An 18,126-nucleotide genomic window follows, 5' to 3' on the forward strand; every position below is an offset into this window, starting at 1 on the left:
TGATAGCTAACTAATAAACTTACATAAATGCTTTTAAAAGTTCTTGAATTAACGGGATTACGCCACCTACAAATTTTAAAACTGTCATTGCGATTTCCATATTATTTCCTCCTTTTTATTGCTACGAAAATGTGATTTATCTTTATGCCCTCATTATAGTGACCCCTTACACTTTTATCAATACACTCTGATATGCAATATTACATATCAAAAAACAAGCTGAATTCTTTTAAAAAGTTATACAGGGATATTTTTTTCGTTTAGTACATACTTGAAAAGGTGAAGCATTCTTTTGCATTTTATGAGTAGTCACATAAAAAAGCTGCTGCCTATAAAATACAGACAGCAACTTCAACTAGAGTAGCTTGCATAATCTACACAAGCTACGGTATTTTTTCACATTTTATAACTAATAAACTGCGATTGGCCCATAAGGACCATTAATAATTTCTATTTTTGTTTCAAAAATATCTGTCAAAAGTGTTGAGTCCATAACCTCTTCTACTGTTCCAAAAGCAGCAATTTGTCCATCTTTCATAGCACAAATTTTATCCGAGTATTTAGCTGCAAAATTTATGTCATGCATAACAGTCAAAATTGTTCTTCCAAATTCATTAGCTGCACGTCTTAAATGCTCCATCATTTGAACAGAACGAGCAACATCAAGGTTGTTCAGAGGTTCGTCCAAAAGTACATATTCCGTCTCTTGGCACAATACCATCGCTACATATGCCCTTTGTCTTTGACCACCAGAAAGCTCATCTAAATATCTATTCTCTAAACTAGTTAAATCTAAGAAATCGATATATTTAGAAATGATAACCTCATCTTCTTTAGTCAATCTTCCCTTTGAATAAGGAAAGCGCCCAAATCCAACTAATTGTCTAACTGTAAGCCTAGTTACAAAATGATTTTCTTGTCGCAATATAGTCAAAACTTTTGCTAAGTCTTTTGATTTGGATTCAGAAACATCCATATTTGCTACCTGAATTTGGCCTTCATCCATATCTAAAAGTCTACCAATCATCAAAAGTGTCGTGGACTTTCCAGCACCATTTGGCCCAATTAAAGAAGTAAAGCCCGCTTTTGGTATTTCAATATCCAAAGGTCCTATTTTTACCTTATCAGTATAGAACTTTTTAACATTATCAATTTTTATCATAAAGCCCTCTTCCTTAAAACTATAGTTAAGAATATAATTCCACCAAATAATTCAATAATAACTGAAACTACACCTTGAGCATGGAATACATGATACATTAAAAAGTATGCGCTCGTCATTATTAAAAATCCTATAGCAAAAGCCATTGGGAAAATATATCTATGATCATAAGTTGACGCCGCCTGATAACTCAAAGTTGCTACTAAAAAGCCGTAGAAAGTAAGTGGCCCAATTAGAGCGGTTGAAATGGACATCAGAATAGCAACTAATACAAGTGTATAAATTACACTAGGTTGATATTTAACTCCAAAAGAAGTAGCAACATCCTTTCCTAGTGACAAAACATTCAAATTCTTAGAATGAGCAAAAATTAATACTGCTACAATTATGATCATCGGAATTACAATAGGAAAATATGCAGGATCTGCATGATTAACAGAACCAAATAATCTTGCTTGTAAAATATCAAATTCTGAAGGCGCAAGTAGTTTTCTCATGAAAGTTGACACAGAATTTAGCCCGGTACCAATAATAATTCCAACTAAAAGCATAAGTTGTAAATTCCCGTATTTACCGGAAAGTAACCATCCATAAAGTATCAAACTCATGAAGACCATAACAACAACTTGGAATAAAAATGATCCAATTCCATTAAAATTTATTAACGCACTAGCACCAAAGAAGAATACTGTACTCGTTTGAATTGCTGAATAAAGTGATTCGAAACCTAAAAGTGAAGGAGTAATAATTTTATTATTCGTAATAGATTGGAAAGCAACTGTCGACAAGCTATGGCAAACCGCAGCAATAATCATTGCAACAATAGCTACTATCCTTCTCTTAACGACTGGGATAAAAGAAGGTGAATCTATCGGAACTGGATTGTTATAAACTAAAAGTCCATATGAAGAAAGAAGACCTAAAGCAATCAATGTTATGAGTAAAATCCAATAACGTCTTGCTTCCTTCTTAGACCGAAAAGCGCTAGCTGATCTACTTTCATTATGAAGGCTAGAATCGATTTCGACATTTTCTTTTTTTCTATATTCTAATGTGATCATCGTAGCCTCCTTGGTTTTCTTTGTCTCAATAAAATAGTAATAAACACGACTGCTCCCACTGTTGCAAGTATTAAAGAAACAGGTAATTCAAAAGGCTGTATAATTGTTCGAGAAATGATGTCACAGGCAGTTATTGATCCCATTCCGATCACACAAACCCAAGGTAAATTACTCCTAAGATCATCACCTCTAAACATTGAAACGATATTTGGCACAATTAATCCTAAGAAAGGTAAGTGTCCAATAACAGCTGCAACAATTCCAACTGCAACAGAGATAAGAGCAGTCCCAAAAAGAACAATTCTATTGTAATTAACTCCAAGACTTGTTGCGACATCTTCTCCTAGTCCAGCTAAAGTCAATCTATTAGCATACATAAAAATAAGAAAAGTAATGATAACAATCAGCCATAAATATTCATATCTTCCCACCTGAATGTTAGCAAATGAACCTACAAACCAAGTTTCAATACTTTGCGTCTTTTGAAAAAGGAGTCCTAAAAAAGTGGACACTGCAGAAATTACTGCTCCAAGCATCAATCCGATAATCGGAACAATTAAAGACGAACGAAGCTTAACTCTTCTTAAAAATAGAAAGAAAATCATAGTTCCTATAAAAGAAAAAATGATTGCACCAGTCATTCTTTGAACTAAAGTTGGGGCAGGAAATAATAAATACACAAAAAGCAGGCCTAAGCCTGACCATTCAATCGTCCCCGTTGTAGTAGGTTCAACAAAACGATTCTGTGTAATTAATTGCATTACGAGTCCTGCCATCGCCATTGCAGCTCCAGTAAGCATTAATGCAACTGTTCTCGGAACACGAGTGATGAAAAACATCTCCATTCCGTCCTCTTGTCCACGTATATCATAAACTCCAGTAAACAGTGATATAATCCCTAAAATTATAACAACTATAACCGCTATTATAAAAGGTTTTGTCCATATTTTATTGTGATTATAAAACTGGGGTTGAGAAATATTCTCAACCCTAGAAATCATATTTTTTGACACTGTTTCGTACCCCTTTACACTACTTAGCTAAAGTTTTTGCAAGATTTCCAAATAACTCTATATAAGTTTGAATTGATTCATTTGTGTAAGTATCTTCTGGTGCATAAACAACTTGTTGTTTAGAAACAGCAGTTGTGTTTTGAAGAGCTGGTGATTTAGAAATAACATCCTTAGCAGGTGTTGACTTAGCTGCATCAGATGTTGCAGCATCACGATCTAATACGAAAAGCCAATCAGGATTTGTTTGTGCGATAGCTTCAACAGAAACATCATCACCTTTATGACCTGCAGTAGAATTCGAAACTTCTAATGCTGGAGTCCAACCGAAAATTTCATACATAGGTCCCCAAACGCGACCAGAGTGCGGCGCAGCAAAGCCAATATTTCCACCAGTAACGATAACACTCATAACTTTATCTTTTCCGTTATAAGCAGATTTTGCCTTTTCAATAGATTTATCGAAATCAGCTACTAATTGTTTAGCTTCTTTATCTTTAGCAAAGATTTTACCTAAAGTAGTTGTAGAATCTTTAAGTCCTTTTACTAAGTTTTCTCCAGGCTTAGTAGCCTTCTCAGAAACATCAAAATTAAGATCAATAACAGCTGCATTTGGCACTAATTTTTTGATTTCTTCATAATGATCAGCAAATCTTTGACCAACGATTACAAGATCAGGGTTTGCCGCTGCAATAATTTCTAGATTTGGTTCACGGTGATTCCCAATATTTTGAACTTTTTCATCCTTTTTATATGCTGAATCAGCAGGCATGATATCCTTTGGAGCAGCCGCTAATTTAATTCCCCAATCAGATAAAGTTTCAAAAGTTCTGTTATCCAAAGCAACTACATTCTTTGGGTTTACAGGTACTTTAACAGTTCCATGAGCATCAGTGATTTCAACCGTTTTTGGCTTATCACTACCATTATCTTTATTATTAGCCTTCGAAGTTTCTTTACTTGAATCTGAGCAAGCCACTAACATTAAAGTAAAAATTGCTAGAATACTCACTAATTTTAAAAGCATAGATTTTTTCATATGTATACTCCTTATAGTGTGATTTATTTCGAAAATGATGACATCCATAGATTGAATTAGAAAGTAACTTTTATTCAATTGAATCGCTATTGATAATCATTTTCATTTGAACATCCTGTTAATTAGTATAGTCATTAATTCTGTGAAAATCTTGTGAATCGTATCAATTCATAAAATCAAGCATAAAAAGTAATATGTGCGGTCAGGACTGTTGATTAGCCTTCATTAAATACTTTCTCAACGAATACGGGACAGAGACCTTCCCTTACAAAATACGCGCAGTAATAGCTAATATTTCACAGAAACTACTTTATTATCTTATTTTTATCATTCAACCATTGAATAGCCTCTGCCATGTATCGTTTGAATATATCTATCTTTCTTCTCGCACTTTAGCTTTTTTCTTACATACCCAATATATAAGTCTACTACATTCGGATTTACTACTACGTCATATCCCCAAACTTGATTCAAAAGCATTTCACGGCTTAATATCGTATTTTTATTCTTAATTAAAAATACAAGTAAATCGTACTCGCGCTTCGTAAGCGAGAGATTTTTGCCACCTTTTTTCACAATATTGCTAGATGCATCAACAAAGAGATCTTTAAACTGAAAAAAGTTTGTCTCATTTTGCTGGTTATAGTCACTTCTTCTTAAAATAGCTTGAACTCTCGCTACTAATTCTTCCTTCACAAATGGTTTTCTAATATAATCATCTGCTCCTGCTTGTAACCCTGCTATGCAATCCTCGCTAGAAATATTGTTGGTCACAATAATGATTGGTGTCGTTTTAACAAGTCGTATTTGTCTACAAATTTCTGGTCCCGATATACTTAATGAATCCCAATCCAATATGATAATATCCCAATCTTGCTCATATGCTATATTTAAACCTTGGTTTTCATTGTGAAGTTTTAAAATGAAATGGCCCTCTTGCGTTAAACCGCTTACGATTTTCTTTGCTGAAGACCGTTCATTTTTAATCACCAACACCTGCTTCACCGATGGTTCACCTCTACTTCAATATAAATTATTTAGATAAAAAATTATCCCGAAAAAACAATTTAAGATTTATAAATTTAAAACCCCTAAATAATCCATTAAAACAGTTTATTAGGAGAACTCTATATAATCTTACAATAGGTATGGATAAAAACACAAAACATATGGAGATTCAAATAAAATGAAGTATTAATTAATCAAACAGAGATGTTCATCCCCACTAATTATCAGTCCTCACCAATCGGGCTTTGACGGGATAAAATTGTGATCATTAAGGGATAACACACAAGATACATTGAGGATGTAAGTGAAAGAACCAAAGAATTAGATACATTCTATTTTTAGAACTATAACCTTTCCAGAAACAAAAAAGAACCATAACCTCGCCAACCTGGCAAAGTTATGGTTCATATCATACAATGTCATTTTACCTATAAGTTGGCCGCAGTTGGAAGCATAAGTTGGCCAGAAAACACTTATTTTTGTAGATAATCATCTAATTATTCAACCGAATCGGAAGCATAAATTGACCGTGTGTTAATTATTAACCCATAAGCTTGCCGTGTGTTTTATTAATGTAGCTTTGGAATAATGTTTGGCCAAATTGATACTAATAACCTTAATAAACGAGCAAATGGAAGTGACGCTTTCGTTAGTTAATAGGTCACTTTGCTCTCTTGATATGCTTTCTTTACCCGTTCAATTTGAGCGAGGTGTCCTTGTATATATTGAAGATCTTTCAAGGGCTAGAAGGGGCACCTGTGCTGGGAAGTGCAAAGTAGATTCCAGTAAAAGGATAAAAAGTGTACGGTGCACTTTTTAAAAAGGTTTTTTGTAATCATTTTGCAGCACGTTAAGGTATTCATAGTGCTGCAAATATCTATTTTCTATTTCGCTACAAATATCACCGTATTATCGAAAATTAATTTGCAACACAATATATGCAACGTTATGGCGCCATAAAAATCAAGCCCAAGTGGAGTGTTGCATAAATGTTAATTTTTGCAACTGTCGATGCATCACGTATTACATTTTCTGTAAATTACTTTACACTTCACGGCACGGTTCCTAACGCTTCCCCTAGGGGGAGCGTTAGGAAAATGCGGATTTACAACGTTAAGCCCATTTTTAAAACGATTCCCTAATACAAAATATTTCTCAATACTTATTTTATTTAATCCTTCATATATTTGAGTTGAATCATTGTTATAAAAAATTAATATAAATTTATTAAGAAAAGAGGAATTAATATGCCGGAACAATTAATTGCAACTGTTTTATCACAAACGTCTCCTTTAGAAGGACAAAGCAATCGTTCAAGTGGAAATTTTAGTACGGAATCTCTTCCAGTTGGAACACAATATTTAAAATGGGTAATAACTGATGGAGGAAACCCAGATATTATTAGTTTTAATGTTATGAAGGATGTATCTAGTGGTACGGATCCTATCATTTTTTCCGCTGTATTGAATGGTAATAGAACAACTGTAGAATCAGCGAGATCACTTTATATCGCTAATCCTAGAAACGCTGCAGACCCATTCAATGTAAGTGTATATGCAATTTATTAGAATATCGAAAAAAACGAGGGGGCTGTCTGGACAGCCTCCTTGTTTTTTTAAAATTTTGACCACTAATAGGGGTCACCTTACATGCCCATCAACTTAAGGATAGAAACTCTACGGTTTTCCATTAATTGAAATGAACAAACTTTTAAACAGTATAATCCTCTTAAAAATGAGCATACGAAATAAACCCTAACGGGTTTCATTTTTTTCTTATGCAGCTTTCTTTTGTTTTCTCAATCCATTATACTCATAGACAACACCCATAATATCAAAGATAGTTTTCTTCTCATATCGATGGGATTTCCGGCCATTTTTCTTTAGTAGGGTAAACAGGCGGATTAAAACCTTTGTTATTATACGGGTGTTTCTCTGTATCGCTTGATATAACAGGGATAGATGATCTTGAATCATCCCAATTGCTTTATATTCGCTTAGTTCTCTTTTGTGCTTTTGCAACAGAAGTTGGCGCATCTTAAACATCGTGGAAGAACATATAAAAATGGCAATGAGTTTTCCATACACATGGCATTCTAATCGCTCTTGTTTGATAGTTTGCCAATGATGAATTTGAAATAGAGATTTCCACGTTTTAAATATGATTTGTCGGGTAAAAGACTGGCGCGGTATCAGTTGTGATCCGTTTCCAGCCTCTCCCCATAAGAACTGCTCGTGAGGTTTTCCCTCAAGCAGCTCACCCCATAAACTTCATCAAAAGGGTTATGAGACCTATCAAATGGCAGACACTTTCATCGGAAACTCTCTGCACTTTTCAGGGGAAGGACTTTCCAGTCCCAGTAAAGCCCCAGTACACCATAGAGATATTCGTTACTCCATCTCTGCCATCCGATGCTACGCTTTCGTCGTCGTTTCCTTCTCGTTAACAGTGTGCGAATTTTCATCTCCGTATAATCACGTACTTCACTGAAAGCTTGACTAGAGTTCCCAACCCGGAAGTAGTTCACCCATCCAGTCAGTACGGCATTGATTTGTTTTATTAAGTCTTGTGCTGGCTTCGCTCCTGCGTTTTGAATGAGTTCGCGAATTTTTGCTTTCACTGTCGTGCGAGCTTTCTTCTTCGGGATCATGAAAACGAAGAATCCATTCTTATTTCGGTTCGGTATTCGTCTCAGGTCAAATCCTAAAAATCCGAAGGATTCTCCTTTTAGGACATTGACCATCTGAGTCTTCTCCAGATTCAGTTCAACTCCCAAAGGCTTTAACTGTTCCCACAGTCGTCGTAATGCCAGTTCAGCCCATCCACTTTTACTGGAGTGTCCGCTTACAGCGATAACTATATCGTCGGCAAAACGGTGATAGTTTACAGCTTCGTAATTGCCATCAGCTGTTTTACGTCGAATGGTATCAAATGTCCAATCCACTTCATTGAGGTAAATGTTCGCGGCTAGTGGAGAAAATGGTCCCCCTTGCGGGACACCGATCTTTCCTGTTGCCTTAATTACCTGTTTTACAAGATGCATAACCTGTGGGTCTTGGACACGTTTCGCGATTTTCTCCAATAATATGTTGTGTCGGATTGTATCAAAGTAGCGTGACAAATCAACATCAATTATTATGGTCATACGGCGCAATATACTGCGTCGTACTTCTGCCAATGCCTGATGTGGAGAGCGTTTCGGCCGAAACCCATACGAGTTTGGACAGAAATCAGCTTCAAAAATTGCTTCTAATATGAGTTTTAGCGCTCCTTGTACTACACGATCTCGTATACACGGAATTTGCAGAGTTCGCATTTTGCCGTTTGTCTTTGGGATTTCTACTTTTCGATTGGCTTGTGGTTGGTATATTCCAGCTTGTAATTCTTCTTGAATACCCGTTAAGAATGGGATAACTCCTTCTAGTTCTATATCAGCAAAACTTTTTCCATCAATGCCTGGGGCACCATTGTTTTTCCTCGCCTGTTGATATGCTTCGTGAAGGGTTGTAATTTTGGTAATGTGGGTAAATATCCCCCAAAACCGGTGCGTAGGTTCAGACTTCGCCTTTCGATAGATTCGTTGCCTTAGTTCCTGCAAAGTGATGGGTGTTTTTGTCATAGCACCCTTGCCTCCTTTAGTCATACGAAATGTTTACAGGTTCGGATCCTTTCCTCCCCGCGTGTTTTGCTGCACGCAGATCTCTGGTACTACGATCCGTTCCGCCACCCTGACACCTACCGTTCTCACTTCCCGATCGCGGTTATAGAGACGGTCTCCTCGATGAGATTTCTTCATCGGGTGTCGAGGGCTTCTCCAGTTTCCACATTATCTTTCTCTCCATGTCGCCGCTGATACCCCGCCGGTGAGAACTGCCGTTCCAGACTCGTTTCGGTCAGTTCTTGTTGCTTTCGCACGTTATCGACCGTCTCAGCCACCGGAATTGCGTGTAACGAGGCTACATCTACGTTCACTGTACGTTACAACCTGGAGATTTGCCCACATGCCTTTTGCATGTGATGTCAGAGGGCTTCGCCATGTCGCTTTCACTTCATGGCGCCTCTCAGGCTACGGGAGTGGAGTCTATTCTCCCGATTGGACTTTCACCAACTAGATAATGTGTCCTTATCTGGACACGCCGATCTGCCAGCGGAGGGAGTAAAAATCATGGATTTGTTCCATCGGAACCACTTCCCAAGGCGTATTCGTAACATATATGTTGATACCCGTTAATCGTTTACTCTTTTCTGAAAATGTAATCCCCTTTTTACTTTCGGTATAGCTTTGTTTTTTTCTACGTTCCAGTATTTGTTCCTCTGTTAATCGGTAGATAATTACTCTTGTAAATAATCTTTGATTCTTGCCAATATACGACTCTTTTATTTCATACGTTTGTCCTGGTTTTAACGTGTGCATAATGTTCTCTAAATCAACTTGGATATACTGTGACTGTTTTTTGATTGTCCCATTTCGAAAGTATTCTGGAAATGGATTTTTCGTATAGACGGTATGGTTTAACTTAAGTCTTGATATATAGCACACGCCACGTTGATCCATTTGATCTAAGTCTTCCAATGAAAAATATCCTAAATCACGAATACACAGATCACCCGGCCGTAAGGTATCTAAGCAATCTGTTCCAAATGTTTTATCATTATTTTTTCCAGGACCTACCTGGAAGTTTAAAAACTGTCCGCTGTGTAAGTCATATTCTAATTGAATCTTGATACCTGCAGTTTGTGCACAACCACCTGACCCAGGATATACATGTGCTAAATGTTTCGGTACTTGGAAAATCGTCGCATCTAAAATACGGATTCGTTGAAAATACGTGAGTGCTGCACTTGAAATGGCTGATGTTTTACAAAGTTTACTTTTCCATAATGCAGAAAAAATATATTTCAAAAATTCAACCGCTTTTTTATCAAAGCGTTTATTGAGTCCTTCTGGACTCATAAGAGTGCCTGTGGCGGCGTGTAATTGACTGCATAGTCGAACGAGAGAATCACTCGCTGTACGTTGACTGACCCAGATACATATGGTAGCTAATTCATTTCCTGAAAACTTTCGTTTTCTTTTTACAAAACCTAATTCTTTAGCGAGTTCTTCCAAAAGAGAAGGGGTTAAATGACGATACAGCTCTTCAGAAAATAGTTGTAATTCATCTTGAATTGAAAGATTCATAAAAAATGTCATCCTTTCTAGCTAGCTTTTTAGAAAGAATAACGTTTTTTGACACTTGGGGGTAGTGCAAATTCTTAAGTTGATGGGCATGTATGGTGACCCCTAATACTTGAGCAATAAAAAAGTTCTCCTTGTTTTTGGGTGGAAGAGGACCATTTAGGGATAGATGGAGCTACTTTGCACTTCACAGCACGGTTGCTCCCTCTACTCCTTCAAATGAAAATAACCTAAATCTCGGATACATAATTTATTTATTGTTAAAATGGTTCTTTGTCAGGTTTATCCAAACATATATAGAAATATGAAAAAGTAAATTTTAATCTGACCAAAGGAGATGAAGAGATTGTTAAAAAAAGTCGGTATAGGAGTCTTTTCTACAGCAATTGTATTAAGTGCCAGTATAGGTTTTTCAGGTATTGTATCAGCAGATAGTTCATCTGCAAATGAACAAGTTAAGAATGGAGATTTTGAGGATGGGCTAAATAACTGGATTTTATCTAATCCTAATTCTTCTACCGAGAATATCGGCACTTCTGAACCAGGCAATCATTATCTCAAATTAATACATGCCGACACAGCCTATCAGCCTGTTACTGTAAAGCCGAATACAGAATATACATTAACATTTGATATAGCGGGAAGTATAGGTTCTCCATCAGAAGTAACAGTAGGTAATCTGAATGCCCATCAAGAAATCATTCCATTAACAAAAAAGCAATATTCAGGATTTAAGCCGGAACATCATGAGATGAAGTTTAAAACAGGGGAAGATGTGTCAAACTTTGCTGTCAAACTTGCTTCTACAGCAAATGGGAGGGTTAAGTTTGATAATGTACAATTAAATGAGAAGGAGAACCCTTATATTTTAAATATTGATTTTGACCACAATTCAAGTTTAGAACCTTTTAAACCAGCATATGGCTCTTTAATTTACAATATTGAAGAGCATGCAGGAGTAAATAATTCTAAAGGACTTCATTTTAGTTCAGGAGCTGGTCATCTTAAGGGAGACGTAACTTTGAAGCCTAATACTACATACATCATGTCCGCATCTGGAAAAGTATCGGGTCCTGAAAAAACCTTATTTGTAGGAGCACAGTCTCCTGGGGGAGAAAACACATTTGTTATGACGTTTACTTCCACACAGTATGAACAAAAATCGGTTGAATTTACTACTCTAAATACTAATAATCCATATAAGGTCATCTTACAAATTAATGGATATGTTAACATCGGTGATGCCTATCTTGATGATATCGTACTAGTTGAAAAGTAGCCATAATTAAAAATATATTTCTATCATTGACACATGAAAACAATTCTAGAAATGAGTCGCCATATGCCCATCAACTTAAGGATTTTATAACGCCCCAAAACGAAAAAAATGTACATTTTTTTCGTTTTGGGGTATTTGCTATTCTTAGATTGATGATGATGTGATGCTATCCCTAAAAGTCGCGACTTTATTTAAAGGCGACATTAAAAATATTCTTCAAATCCTGGAAGCATAAGTTGGCCGTAAACTAAAAGAAGCATAAGTTGACCAAAACGGCCATCTTATGCTTCCTGTTATAAAAAATAAAAAAACCACCAAATATGTATTGGTGGAGACGGTGGGAGTCGAACCCACGTCCAAAAATATCGGCACTTAAGCTTCTACGAGTGTAGTCGATATATTAGCATTTCGCGAACTCTTCGGCCTATCGACAGGCTTCCAAGTTGCTAGTCTGGTTGTTCTCTTCCTTTGTCCTCAGACGGCGAACTCCGGCGTAGTCCACTTAGTTTGAGTCCCTTACCCTACCACATGGACGATGGAGGGAGGAACCTTTAGTGCAATTAAGCAGCTAAAGAAAGATTGTTTTGTTTGCCAATTATAGGCTTTGACGTTTTAACGAGGCCGATCCCCTCGACTCGCAACCTAAGCTCGAACTATCCCTGTCGAATCCGTAACGTCCCCATGATAAAAATGGAGCATACGAAGAAAATATCGTGATAGCTACTAAGAGCTGTTTTTCAATGTGCAACAATCTTACATAAGTTATTATAACATACGCGCTCCATTTTACAAATGTAAATATCTGTATTACATCTTTTGGCGATCACGGAACGCGCGTGCAATTTCACGTTTAGCTTCTTTCTCTTTTAAATCGTGACGTTTATCGTATTGCTTTTTACCTTTTGCTAAACCAAGTGCCATCTTTGCAAATCCATTTTTCAAATAAATTCTAAGTGGAACTAATGCGTAACCTGTTTCTTTCGCAGCGCCCGCTAGCTTATCAATTTCTTTTTTATGCAGAAGTAATTTTCTCGTACGAAGTGGATCATGGTTGAAACGATTCCCTTGTTCGTACGTATTAATGTGCATATTATGAACCCATACTTCACCATTATGTACACGTGCAAACGCATCTTTCAAGTTTACGCGTCCAGCGCGAATTGACTTAATTTCCGTTCCTTGAAGGACAAGCCCTGCTTCGTATGTTTCTTCGATGAAATAATCATGAAATGCTTTTTTATTCTGTGCAATAACCTTACCTGTACCCTTTGGCATATAACGTCCCTCCTCTATTTTTACTATTGTAACAAATGTTAATAAAAAGCGAAAGTGGCTCGCTCTCAAGCCACGAAGAAAAAAGAAAACGGCCCCGCTTTTCATCAAAGCGAAGCCACTCTTTTCTTACTTACGCTTTTTCTTTTTCTTCTTGAATCCTGGTACGTTTTCGAAGAATGCTTTTTTCTTCTTACCGTTACCATCTTTTTTTCCTGGCTGGCTAGCAGAAGCGGATGCAGATGCAGATCCTCTTCCTTTTCCTTTGCCACCACGGTCAAATTTTCTACCTGTGCCACGTTCACCGCCGCGCTCATTACTGCGCTCGCTACTGCGCTCGCTACGTCCACCGCGTTTCTTTCTGCCTGTTCTTGGCTGTTCGATAACGACTGGACGATCTTTGAACTTACGGCGAGGTGTGCCTTTCATGCCAACGATTTCAAAGTCGATTGCACGCTCGTCTTTGTTTACGTTAATAACGCGAATTGTAATTTCATCACCGATGCGGAATACGTTTCCTGTACGTTCTCCGATCATAGCGAAATGTTGCTCGTCATAACGGTAGTAATCATCCGTTAAGTAGCTAACGTGTACAAGACCTTCAATTGTATTTGGAAGCTCTACGAATAAACCGAAGTTTGTTACAGAACTAATCATACCGTCATACTCTTCACCGATCTTATCAACCATATACTCTGCTTTTTTCATCTCATCTGTTTCACGCTCTGCTTCAACAGCACGGCGTTCCATATTAGAAGAGTGCTCTGCAATCTCAGGTAATTTTTCACGCCATTTTGCTTGCGTTTCATTGTCGACTTTACCATTAATAATGTATTCACGAATTAATCTATGAACGATTGTATCTGGGTAACGACGAATTGGTGATGTGAAGTGTGTGTAGAACTCAGTTGATAAACCGAAATGTCCTAAACTATCCGCATCGTAACGAGCTTGCTTCATAGAACGAAGCATAACTGTTGAAATAACTACTTCTTCTGGCTGTCCTTGAACCATTTCAAGAATTTGTTGCAGCGCACGAGGGTGCACTTCATTCGCACGTCCTTTTACCGCATATCCGAAGTTCGTTACAAACTCGAAGAAACGCTCAAGCTTATCTTCTTTCGGATCTTCATGGACACGGTACATAAACGGTACGTTCATCCAGTGGAAGTGCTCTGCTACTGTTTCATTCGCAACAAGCATAAATTCTTCAATTAACTTCTCTGAAACAGAACGATCACGCATAACAACATCAGTCGGTTTTCCTTCTTCATCCACTAATACTTTCGCTTCTTTAAAGTCAAAGTCAATTGCACCACGGCGCATACGTTTTTCACGTAAAATTTGTGCCAATTGACCCATCTCTTTAAACATCGGTACGAGCGGCTCATAACGCTTAATTAACTCTTCGTCCTCATCTTCTAAAATGCTTCTTACGTCAGCATACGTCATACGCTCTGTCGTTTTAATCACACTTTGGAAAATCTCGTGTTTAACAACATCACCTAAGTTGTTGATTTCCATTTCACAAGATAACGTCAGACGGTCTACTTTCGGATTTAATGAACAAATACCGTTAGATAGACGATGCGGAATCATCGGGATTACACGGTCAACAAGATATACACTCGTCGCTCTTTCCGCTGCTTCAACATCAATTGGAGAGCCTTCTTGAACGTAATGACTTACATCCGCAATGTGAACGCCTAGCTTGTAGTTACCGTTCTCAAGCTTCGTTACTGTAACAGCATCATCTAAGTCTTTCGCATCTGCACCATCAATCGTTACGATCATTTGATCGCGCAGGTCGCGGCGATCTTTTAAATCTTCTTCTGAAATCGTTTCTGGTACACTGTTTGCATGCTCCATCACTTCCTCAGGGAATGCTAAAGGTAAATGATGTTTATGAATGACAGATAAAATATCTACTCCTGGATCATTTTTATGACCTAGAATTTGAATAACTTCACCTTCTGCACTTAAACGATTCTCTGGATAGCTCGTAATTTTCACAACTACTTTATGACCTTCTACAGCACCCATCGATGCGCTTTTCAAGATAAAGATATCACTCGTCCAGCGCTTATTGTCAGGTATAACGAATCCAAAGTTTTTCGATTCTGTATATGTACCAACTAGTTCTTTCGTTCCACGCTCTAAAATGCGTACAATTGAACCTTCTTGACGCGAACCGCTCGATTGAGAACTAAGGCGTGCTAATACTGTATCGCCATGAAGTGCACCGTTTAATTCTGTAGGCGGGATGAAAAGATCATCGTCTCCCGTTTTCTTCTCGTCTGGTACAACGAATGCAAAACCACGTGCATGTCCAATTAACTTACCTCTTACTAAATTCATCTTTTCAGGAAGACCGTAACGGTTGCTACGAGTACGAATAACAAGTCCCTTTTCTTCCATCGTTACAAGTGCCTTTACGAAATCTTTAAAGCCCTCAGAACCTTCAATCCCAAATGCCTCTTCTAACTCTTGTATCGTTAGCGGTTTATACGCTTCTTCTCTCATAAATAATAACAACTTATCAATATGTTCTTGTATGATTTCTTCCAAGCAAAAATACCTCCTTTAAAACCTTATATTATTTAGTGTATCCGAAAGATAGGGGATGTATAAAGTGAAACTTCAATACTCCCCTTATGATTTTTACAGTTTTCACAAAAAATTCCTTATGAAAAAAAGAGGCAACTAGATCTTACCAATCTAGTTGCTCCAAGAAGTTATATACATCCTCATGTAGCTCGTCACGTTGTTTATCAAGTGTAATGACATGCGTAGAGTCTTCATACCATTTAATGTCTTTTAACGTAGATTCTACACCGTTATAAATAATGTTAGCACTATCTGTATTAATCATTTCGTCATGACGTGCTTGTACAACAAATGTTGGCGCATAAATCATATCCACATTGTTACGTACGTCAGCAATTAATTGTTGTAATGCTTTTAATGTATTCATCGGTGTCTTTTGGAATTCCAACATTTCTTGTTCAATTTGTTCAGGTGATTTTTGCTCACGTTTTTTATATTCGCGGGCATATGCCAATATACCTTGGTACATCGTTTCTTCGCTCTTAATATACATCGGTGCACACATTGGTACTACACCTAAAACCGGTACTGTATAACCTAATTTTAAAGAAAATACGCCGCCAAGTGACAATCCAACAACAGCAATTTTCTCAAAACCTTTATCTTTTAAAAGCTGATATGCCTCCGTTACATCTTGCCACCAATCTTCAGGCCCTGTATGAACAAGCTCTTCTGGTGGTACACCGTGCCCTTTATAAATTGGCGCATGACAAGTATAGCCTTTCTTTTCTAAGAAACGCCCTAACATACGTACATCAGCTGAGTTCCCTGTGAATCCATGTAGTAATAAAACAGCGCGGTCTCCACCCTCAAATGTAAATGGTTTCGGAGATGCTAATTTCATCATGTATTTCTCCTCTTTCTCTTCTGTAATCTAGTCGTATTCTTTCTATATCTAGTGTACCATATTTGTATTTCTATAATCTAATTAGAAACATCTTTCAAATAGCAAAACAAAAAAAGAAGAACCATTAGTACCATTCACTAACGCTTCTTCTTTCAATTCTATAAATTGAAGTACGTAACACCAATTGTTAATACAAAGAACAATACAGCTAAAACAATTGTAATACGGTTTAATACCGCTTCAATTCCACGTGCCTTTTGCTTACCAAATAATTGCTCCGCACCGCCTGAAATTGCACCTGAAAGGCCTGAGCTATTACTAGATTGCATAAGTACCATAACAATCATTAAAATCGATACAATAATAAGTAAAACTGATAATAACGTATGCACTTGGCGTACCTCCTACAAAGATTCAGTTATTGTAACTGTAGCATAAATTCTATAGAAAAGCGAGAGCTATAGAGGCGCTCTCGCTTTTCTTCTATTACATAAACATCATCGCAAATAACGGTCCAAGTAAACATGTCAAAATTGCTGTTAATGTCATTGTTACCGATCCAATAACACCTTCATGTTCGTTATTTTTCATCGCTCTCATAACACCCATAATATGAGAAGCACATCCAAATCCGATACCTTTACCAACTGAGTTTGTAACACGGCTCCATTTTAATAAAAGAGGTCCTGTAATCGTTCCAGTAATACCTGCGATAACAACGAAAGCTGCTGTTAAGGAAGGTACACCACCGACTTGCTCAGAAACACTCATCGCAACTGGCATTGTCACCGATTTTGGTAATGACGATAAGATTAAGCTTTTATCCGTTCCCATAAGTGAAGCAATCGCAAAATCACTAGCGATTGCAACTGTTGTACCTACTAATACCCCGCCAGCAATCGGTACAACATATTTTTGCAGAACATGACGTTGTTTATAAAGAGGAATTGCAAATGCTACAACACCGGGTCCAAGTAGCTTTGCAATCCAGCCACCACCACTTTCCATATAATGTTGATATGGTATATCAAGCACGATAAATAGGAAAGCCATTAATCCAGTTGCTACAAGCATTGGAATGGTGAATGGTGTTGGAAATAATTTATAGATTTTTTTAGATAATTGATATAATAGCACCGTAAAAAGAACCCAACCGATTCCGATTAATATTTGGCTCATCGCGACTCTCTTTCCTTCCTATTCGCAAGATATTGTCCTGTATGTCCTGCGACAATAATAATTAAAAATGTACTCGCTACAACTGTAATGAAAAGAGAAATTCCTTTACTCATAAAAAAAGCACCGTAATTCATTAGGCCAAGCGTTGGCGGAATTAATAAAAACGGCATAATAGCAACGAGTGTTTCTGCTCCTAAATCGAACCATTTCACTGGAAGAACTTTTAGGCTAAGTAAAACAAGTAAGAGGAACATTCCAATCAAACTTCCTGGAATCGGAATATTTAACATTTCTTGCACCCAAGTTCCAACCATATAAAACACGTAAAGAGCAGCAATTTGGACAAGAATCTTTGTAAATTTCATGTTCATCATCCCTCATGTTTATACGATCTTCTGTTAATATCTTTATCATAGTATAAATTGTAAAAAGCTGCAATTTATCAACTTGACAGCAAAAACAGCCTATGTTATACGCTTACAA

14 protein-coding genes, 1 other RNA gene and 2 pseudogenes are annotated in these 18,126 nt (G+C 37.1%); 2 read left to right on the forward strand and 15 right to left on the reverse strand.

Annotated elements, in window-relative coordinates; translation table 11 throughout:
- Positions 1–409 precede the first annotated feature (409 nt).
- The 5 genes from ACXKY9_RS25230 to ACXKY9_RS25250 all read right to left on the reverse strand — a co-directional run bounded on the left by ACXKY9_RS25230 (position 410) and on the right by ACXKY9_RS25250 (position 5,277).
- Positions 410–1,162, reverse strand: coding sequence for an iron ABC transporter ATP-binding protein (locus tag ACXKY9_RS25230; RefSeq protein WP_000590071.1), 753 nt, complete (start codon positions 1,160–1,162; stop codon positions 410–412).
- On the reverse strand, positions 1,159–2,223 hold the full coding sequence (locus tag ACXKY9_RS25235; RefSeq protein ID WP_000631245.1) for an iron chelate uptake ABC transporter family permease subunit: 1,065 nt from the start codon (positions 2,221–2,223) through the stop codon (positions 1,159–1,161). Before ACXKY9_RS25235 ends, ACXKY9_RS25230 begins: the two co-directional genes overlap by 4 nt.
- Positions 2,220–3,236 (reverse strand): ABC transporter permease, encoded by a 1,017-nt coding sequence (locus ACXKY9_RS25240; protein WP_000042063.1) that lies wholly within the window; start codon positions 3,234–3,236, stop codon positions 2,220–2,222. The genes ACXKY9_RS25235 and ACXKY9_RS25240 overlap by 4 nt, the downstream gene beginning before the upstream one ends.
- A gap of 19 nt (positions 3,237–3,255) precedes the next feature.
- A complete protein-coding gene (locus ACXKY9_RS25245) occupies positions 3,256–4,272 on the reverse strand; it encodes a siderophore ABC transporter substrate-binding protein (protein WP_000749436.1) in 1,017 nt (338 codons plus the stop codon).
- Between the two features lie 327 nt (positions 4,273–4,599).
- The gene (locus ACXKY9_RS25250; RefSeq protein WP_000815809.1) at positions 4,600–5,277 is read right to left on the reverse strand and encodes a response regulator transcription factor; all 678 of its coding nucleotides are present in this window, start codon (positions 5,275–5,277) and stop codon (positions 4,600–4,602) included.
- Positions 5,278–6,527: 1,250 nt separating this feature from the next.
- Here ACXKY9_RS25250 and ACXKY9_RS25255 point away from each other — a divergent pair.
- The gene (locus ACXKY9_RS25255; protein WP_002101540.1) at positions 6,528–6,848 is read left to right on the forward strand and encodes a hypothetical protein; all 321 of its coding nucleotides are present in this window, start codon (positions 6,528–6,530) and stop codon (positions 6,846–6,848) included.
- A 207-nt stretch (positions 6,849–7,055) separates the two neighbouring features.
- On the opposite strand, the pseudogene ACXKY9_RS25260 reads toward ACXKY9_RS25255, so the two are convergent.
- The 3 genes and pseudogenes from ACXKY9_RS25260 to ACXKY9_RS25270 all read right to left on the reverse strand — a co-directional run.
- Positions 7,056–7,448 (reverse strand): annotated as a pseudogene (locus ACXKY9_RS25260) (IS4 family transposase); the annotation flags it as partial.
- 143 nt (positions 7,449–7,591) lie between these two features.
- Entirely contained in the window at positions 7,592–8,899 is a 1,308-nt protein-coding gene (gene ltrA / locus ACXKY9_RS25265) for a group II intron reverse transcriptase/maturase (RefSeq protein ID WP_000169371.1), read from the reverse strand.
- Positions 8,900–9,412: 513 nt separating this feature from the next.
- A pseudogene (locus tag ACXKY9_RS25270) lies at positions 9,413–10,462 on the reverse strand (IS4-like element IS231C family transposase); the annotation flags it as partial.
- A 343-nt stretch (positions 10,463–10,805) separates the two neighbouring features.
- Here ACXKY9_RS25270 and ACXKY9_RS25275 point away from each other — a divergent pair.
- On the forward strand, positions 10,806–11,738 hold the full coding sequence (locus ACXKY9_RS25275) for a carbohydrate binding domain-containing protein (protein WP_000915084.1): 933 nt from the start codon (positions 10,806–10,808) through the stop codon (positions 11,736–11,738).
- A 326-nt stretch (positions 11,739–12,064) separates the two neighbouring features.
- On the opposite strand, the gene ssrA is transcribed toward ACXKY9_RS25275, so the two are convergent.
- From ssrA to ACXKY9_RS25310, 7 genes are all read right to left on the reverse strand, one after another.
- Positions 12,065–12,419, reverse strand: a transfer-messenger RNA (tmRNA) gene (ssrA, locus tag ACXKY9_RS25280).
- A gap of 126 nt (positions 12,420–12,545) precedes the next feature.
- Positions 12,546–13,013, reverse strand: coding sequence for an SsrA-binding protein (gene smpB, locus ACXKY9_RS25285; protein ID WP_001123919.1), 468 nt, complete (start codon positions 13,011–13,013; stop codon positions 12,546–12,548).
- A gap of 126 nt (positions 13,014–13,139) precedes the next feature.
- Positions 13,140–15,578: a ribonuclease R gene (gene rnr / locus ACXKY9_RS25290; RefSeq protein ID WP_000391097.1), complete on the reverse strand. Its 2,439-nt coding sequence runs from the start codon at positions 15,576–15,578 to the stop codon at positions 13,140–13,142.
- A gap of 142 nt (positions 15,579–15,720) precedes the next feature.
- The gene (gene estA / locus ACXKY9_RS25295; protein WP_000761976.1) at positions 15,721–16,461 is read right to left on the reverse strand and encodes a carboxylesterase; all 741 of its coding nucleotides are present in this window, start codon (positions 16,459–16,461) and stop codon (positions 15,721–15,723) included.
- Between the two features lie 161 nt (positions 16,462–16,622).
- Entirely contained in the window at positions 16,623–16,856 is a 234-nt protein-coding gene (gene secG, locus ACXKY9_RS25300; protein ID WP_000557264.1) for a preprotein translocase subunit SecG, read from the reverse strand.
- A 94-nt stretch (positions 16,857–16,950) separates the two neighbouring features.
- Positions 16,951–17,643 (reverse strand): LrgB family protein, encoded by a 693-nt coding sequence (locus tag ACXKY9_RS25305; RefSeq protein WP_000078304.1) that lies wholly within the window; start codon positions 17,641–17,643, stop codon positions 16,951–16,953.
- Positions 17,640–18,008, reverse strand: a complete 369-nt coding sequence (locus ACXKY9_RS25310; protein WP_000673222.1) for a CidA/LrgA family holin-like protein — start codon at positions 18,006–18,008, stop codon at positions 17,640–17,642. The genes ACXKY9_RS25305 and ACXKY9_RS25310 overlap by 4 nt, the downstream gene beginning before the upstream one ends.
- Between the last annotated feature and the right edge of the window lie 118 nt (positions 18,009–18,126).

It is taken from the genome of Bacillus sp. 2175 (assembly GCF_057812155.1).

Bases quoted from the DNA above. Each gene is read 5' to 3' on its own strand.
- ACXKY9_RS25230 (WP_000590071.1), bottom strand. From the start codon at position 1,162: ATGATAAAAATTGATAATGTTAAAAAGTTCTATACTGATAAGGTAAAA.
- ACXKY9_RS25235 (WP_000631245.1), bottom strand. From the start codon at position 2,223: ATGATCACATTAGAATATAGAAAAAAAGAAAATGTCGAAATCGATTCT.
- ACXKY9_RS25245 (WP_000749436.1), bottom strand. From the start codon at position 4,272: ATGAAAAAATCTATGCTTTTAAAATTAGTGAGTATTCTAGCAATTTTT.
- ACXKY9_RS25255 (WP_002101540.1), top strand. From the start codon at position 6,528: ATGCCGGAACAATTAATTGCAACTGTTTTATCACAAACGTCTCCTTTA.
- ltrA (WP_000169371.1), bottom strand. From the start codon at position 8,899: ATGACAAAAACACCCATCACTTTGCAGGAACTAAGGCAACGAATCTAT.
- smpB (WP_001123919.1), bottom strand. From the start codon at position 13,013: ATGCCAAAGGGTACAGGTAAGGTTATTGCACAGAATAAAAAAGCATTT.
- estA (WP_000761976.1), bottom strand. From the start codon at position 16,461: ATGAAATTAGCATCTCCGAAACCATTTACATTTGAGGGTGGAGACCGC.
- ACXKY9_RS25305 (WP_000078304.1), bottom strand. From the start codon at position 17,643: ATGAGCCAAATATTAATCGGAATCGGTTGGGTTCTTTTTACGGTGCTA.
- ACXKY9_RS25310 (WP_000673222.1), bottom strand. From the start codon at position 18,008: ATGAAATTTACAAAGATTCTTGTCCAAATTGCTGCTCTTTACGTGTTT.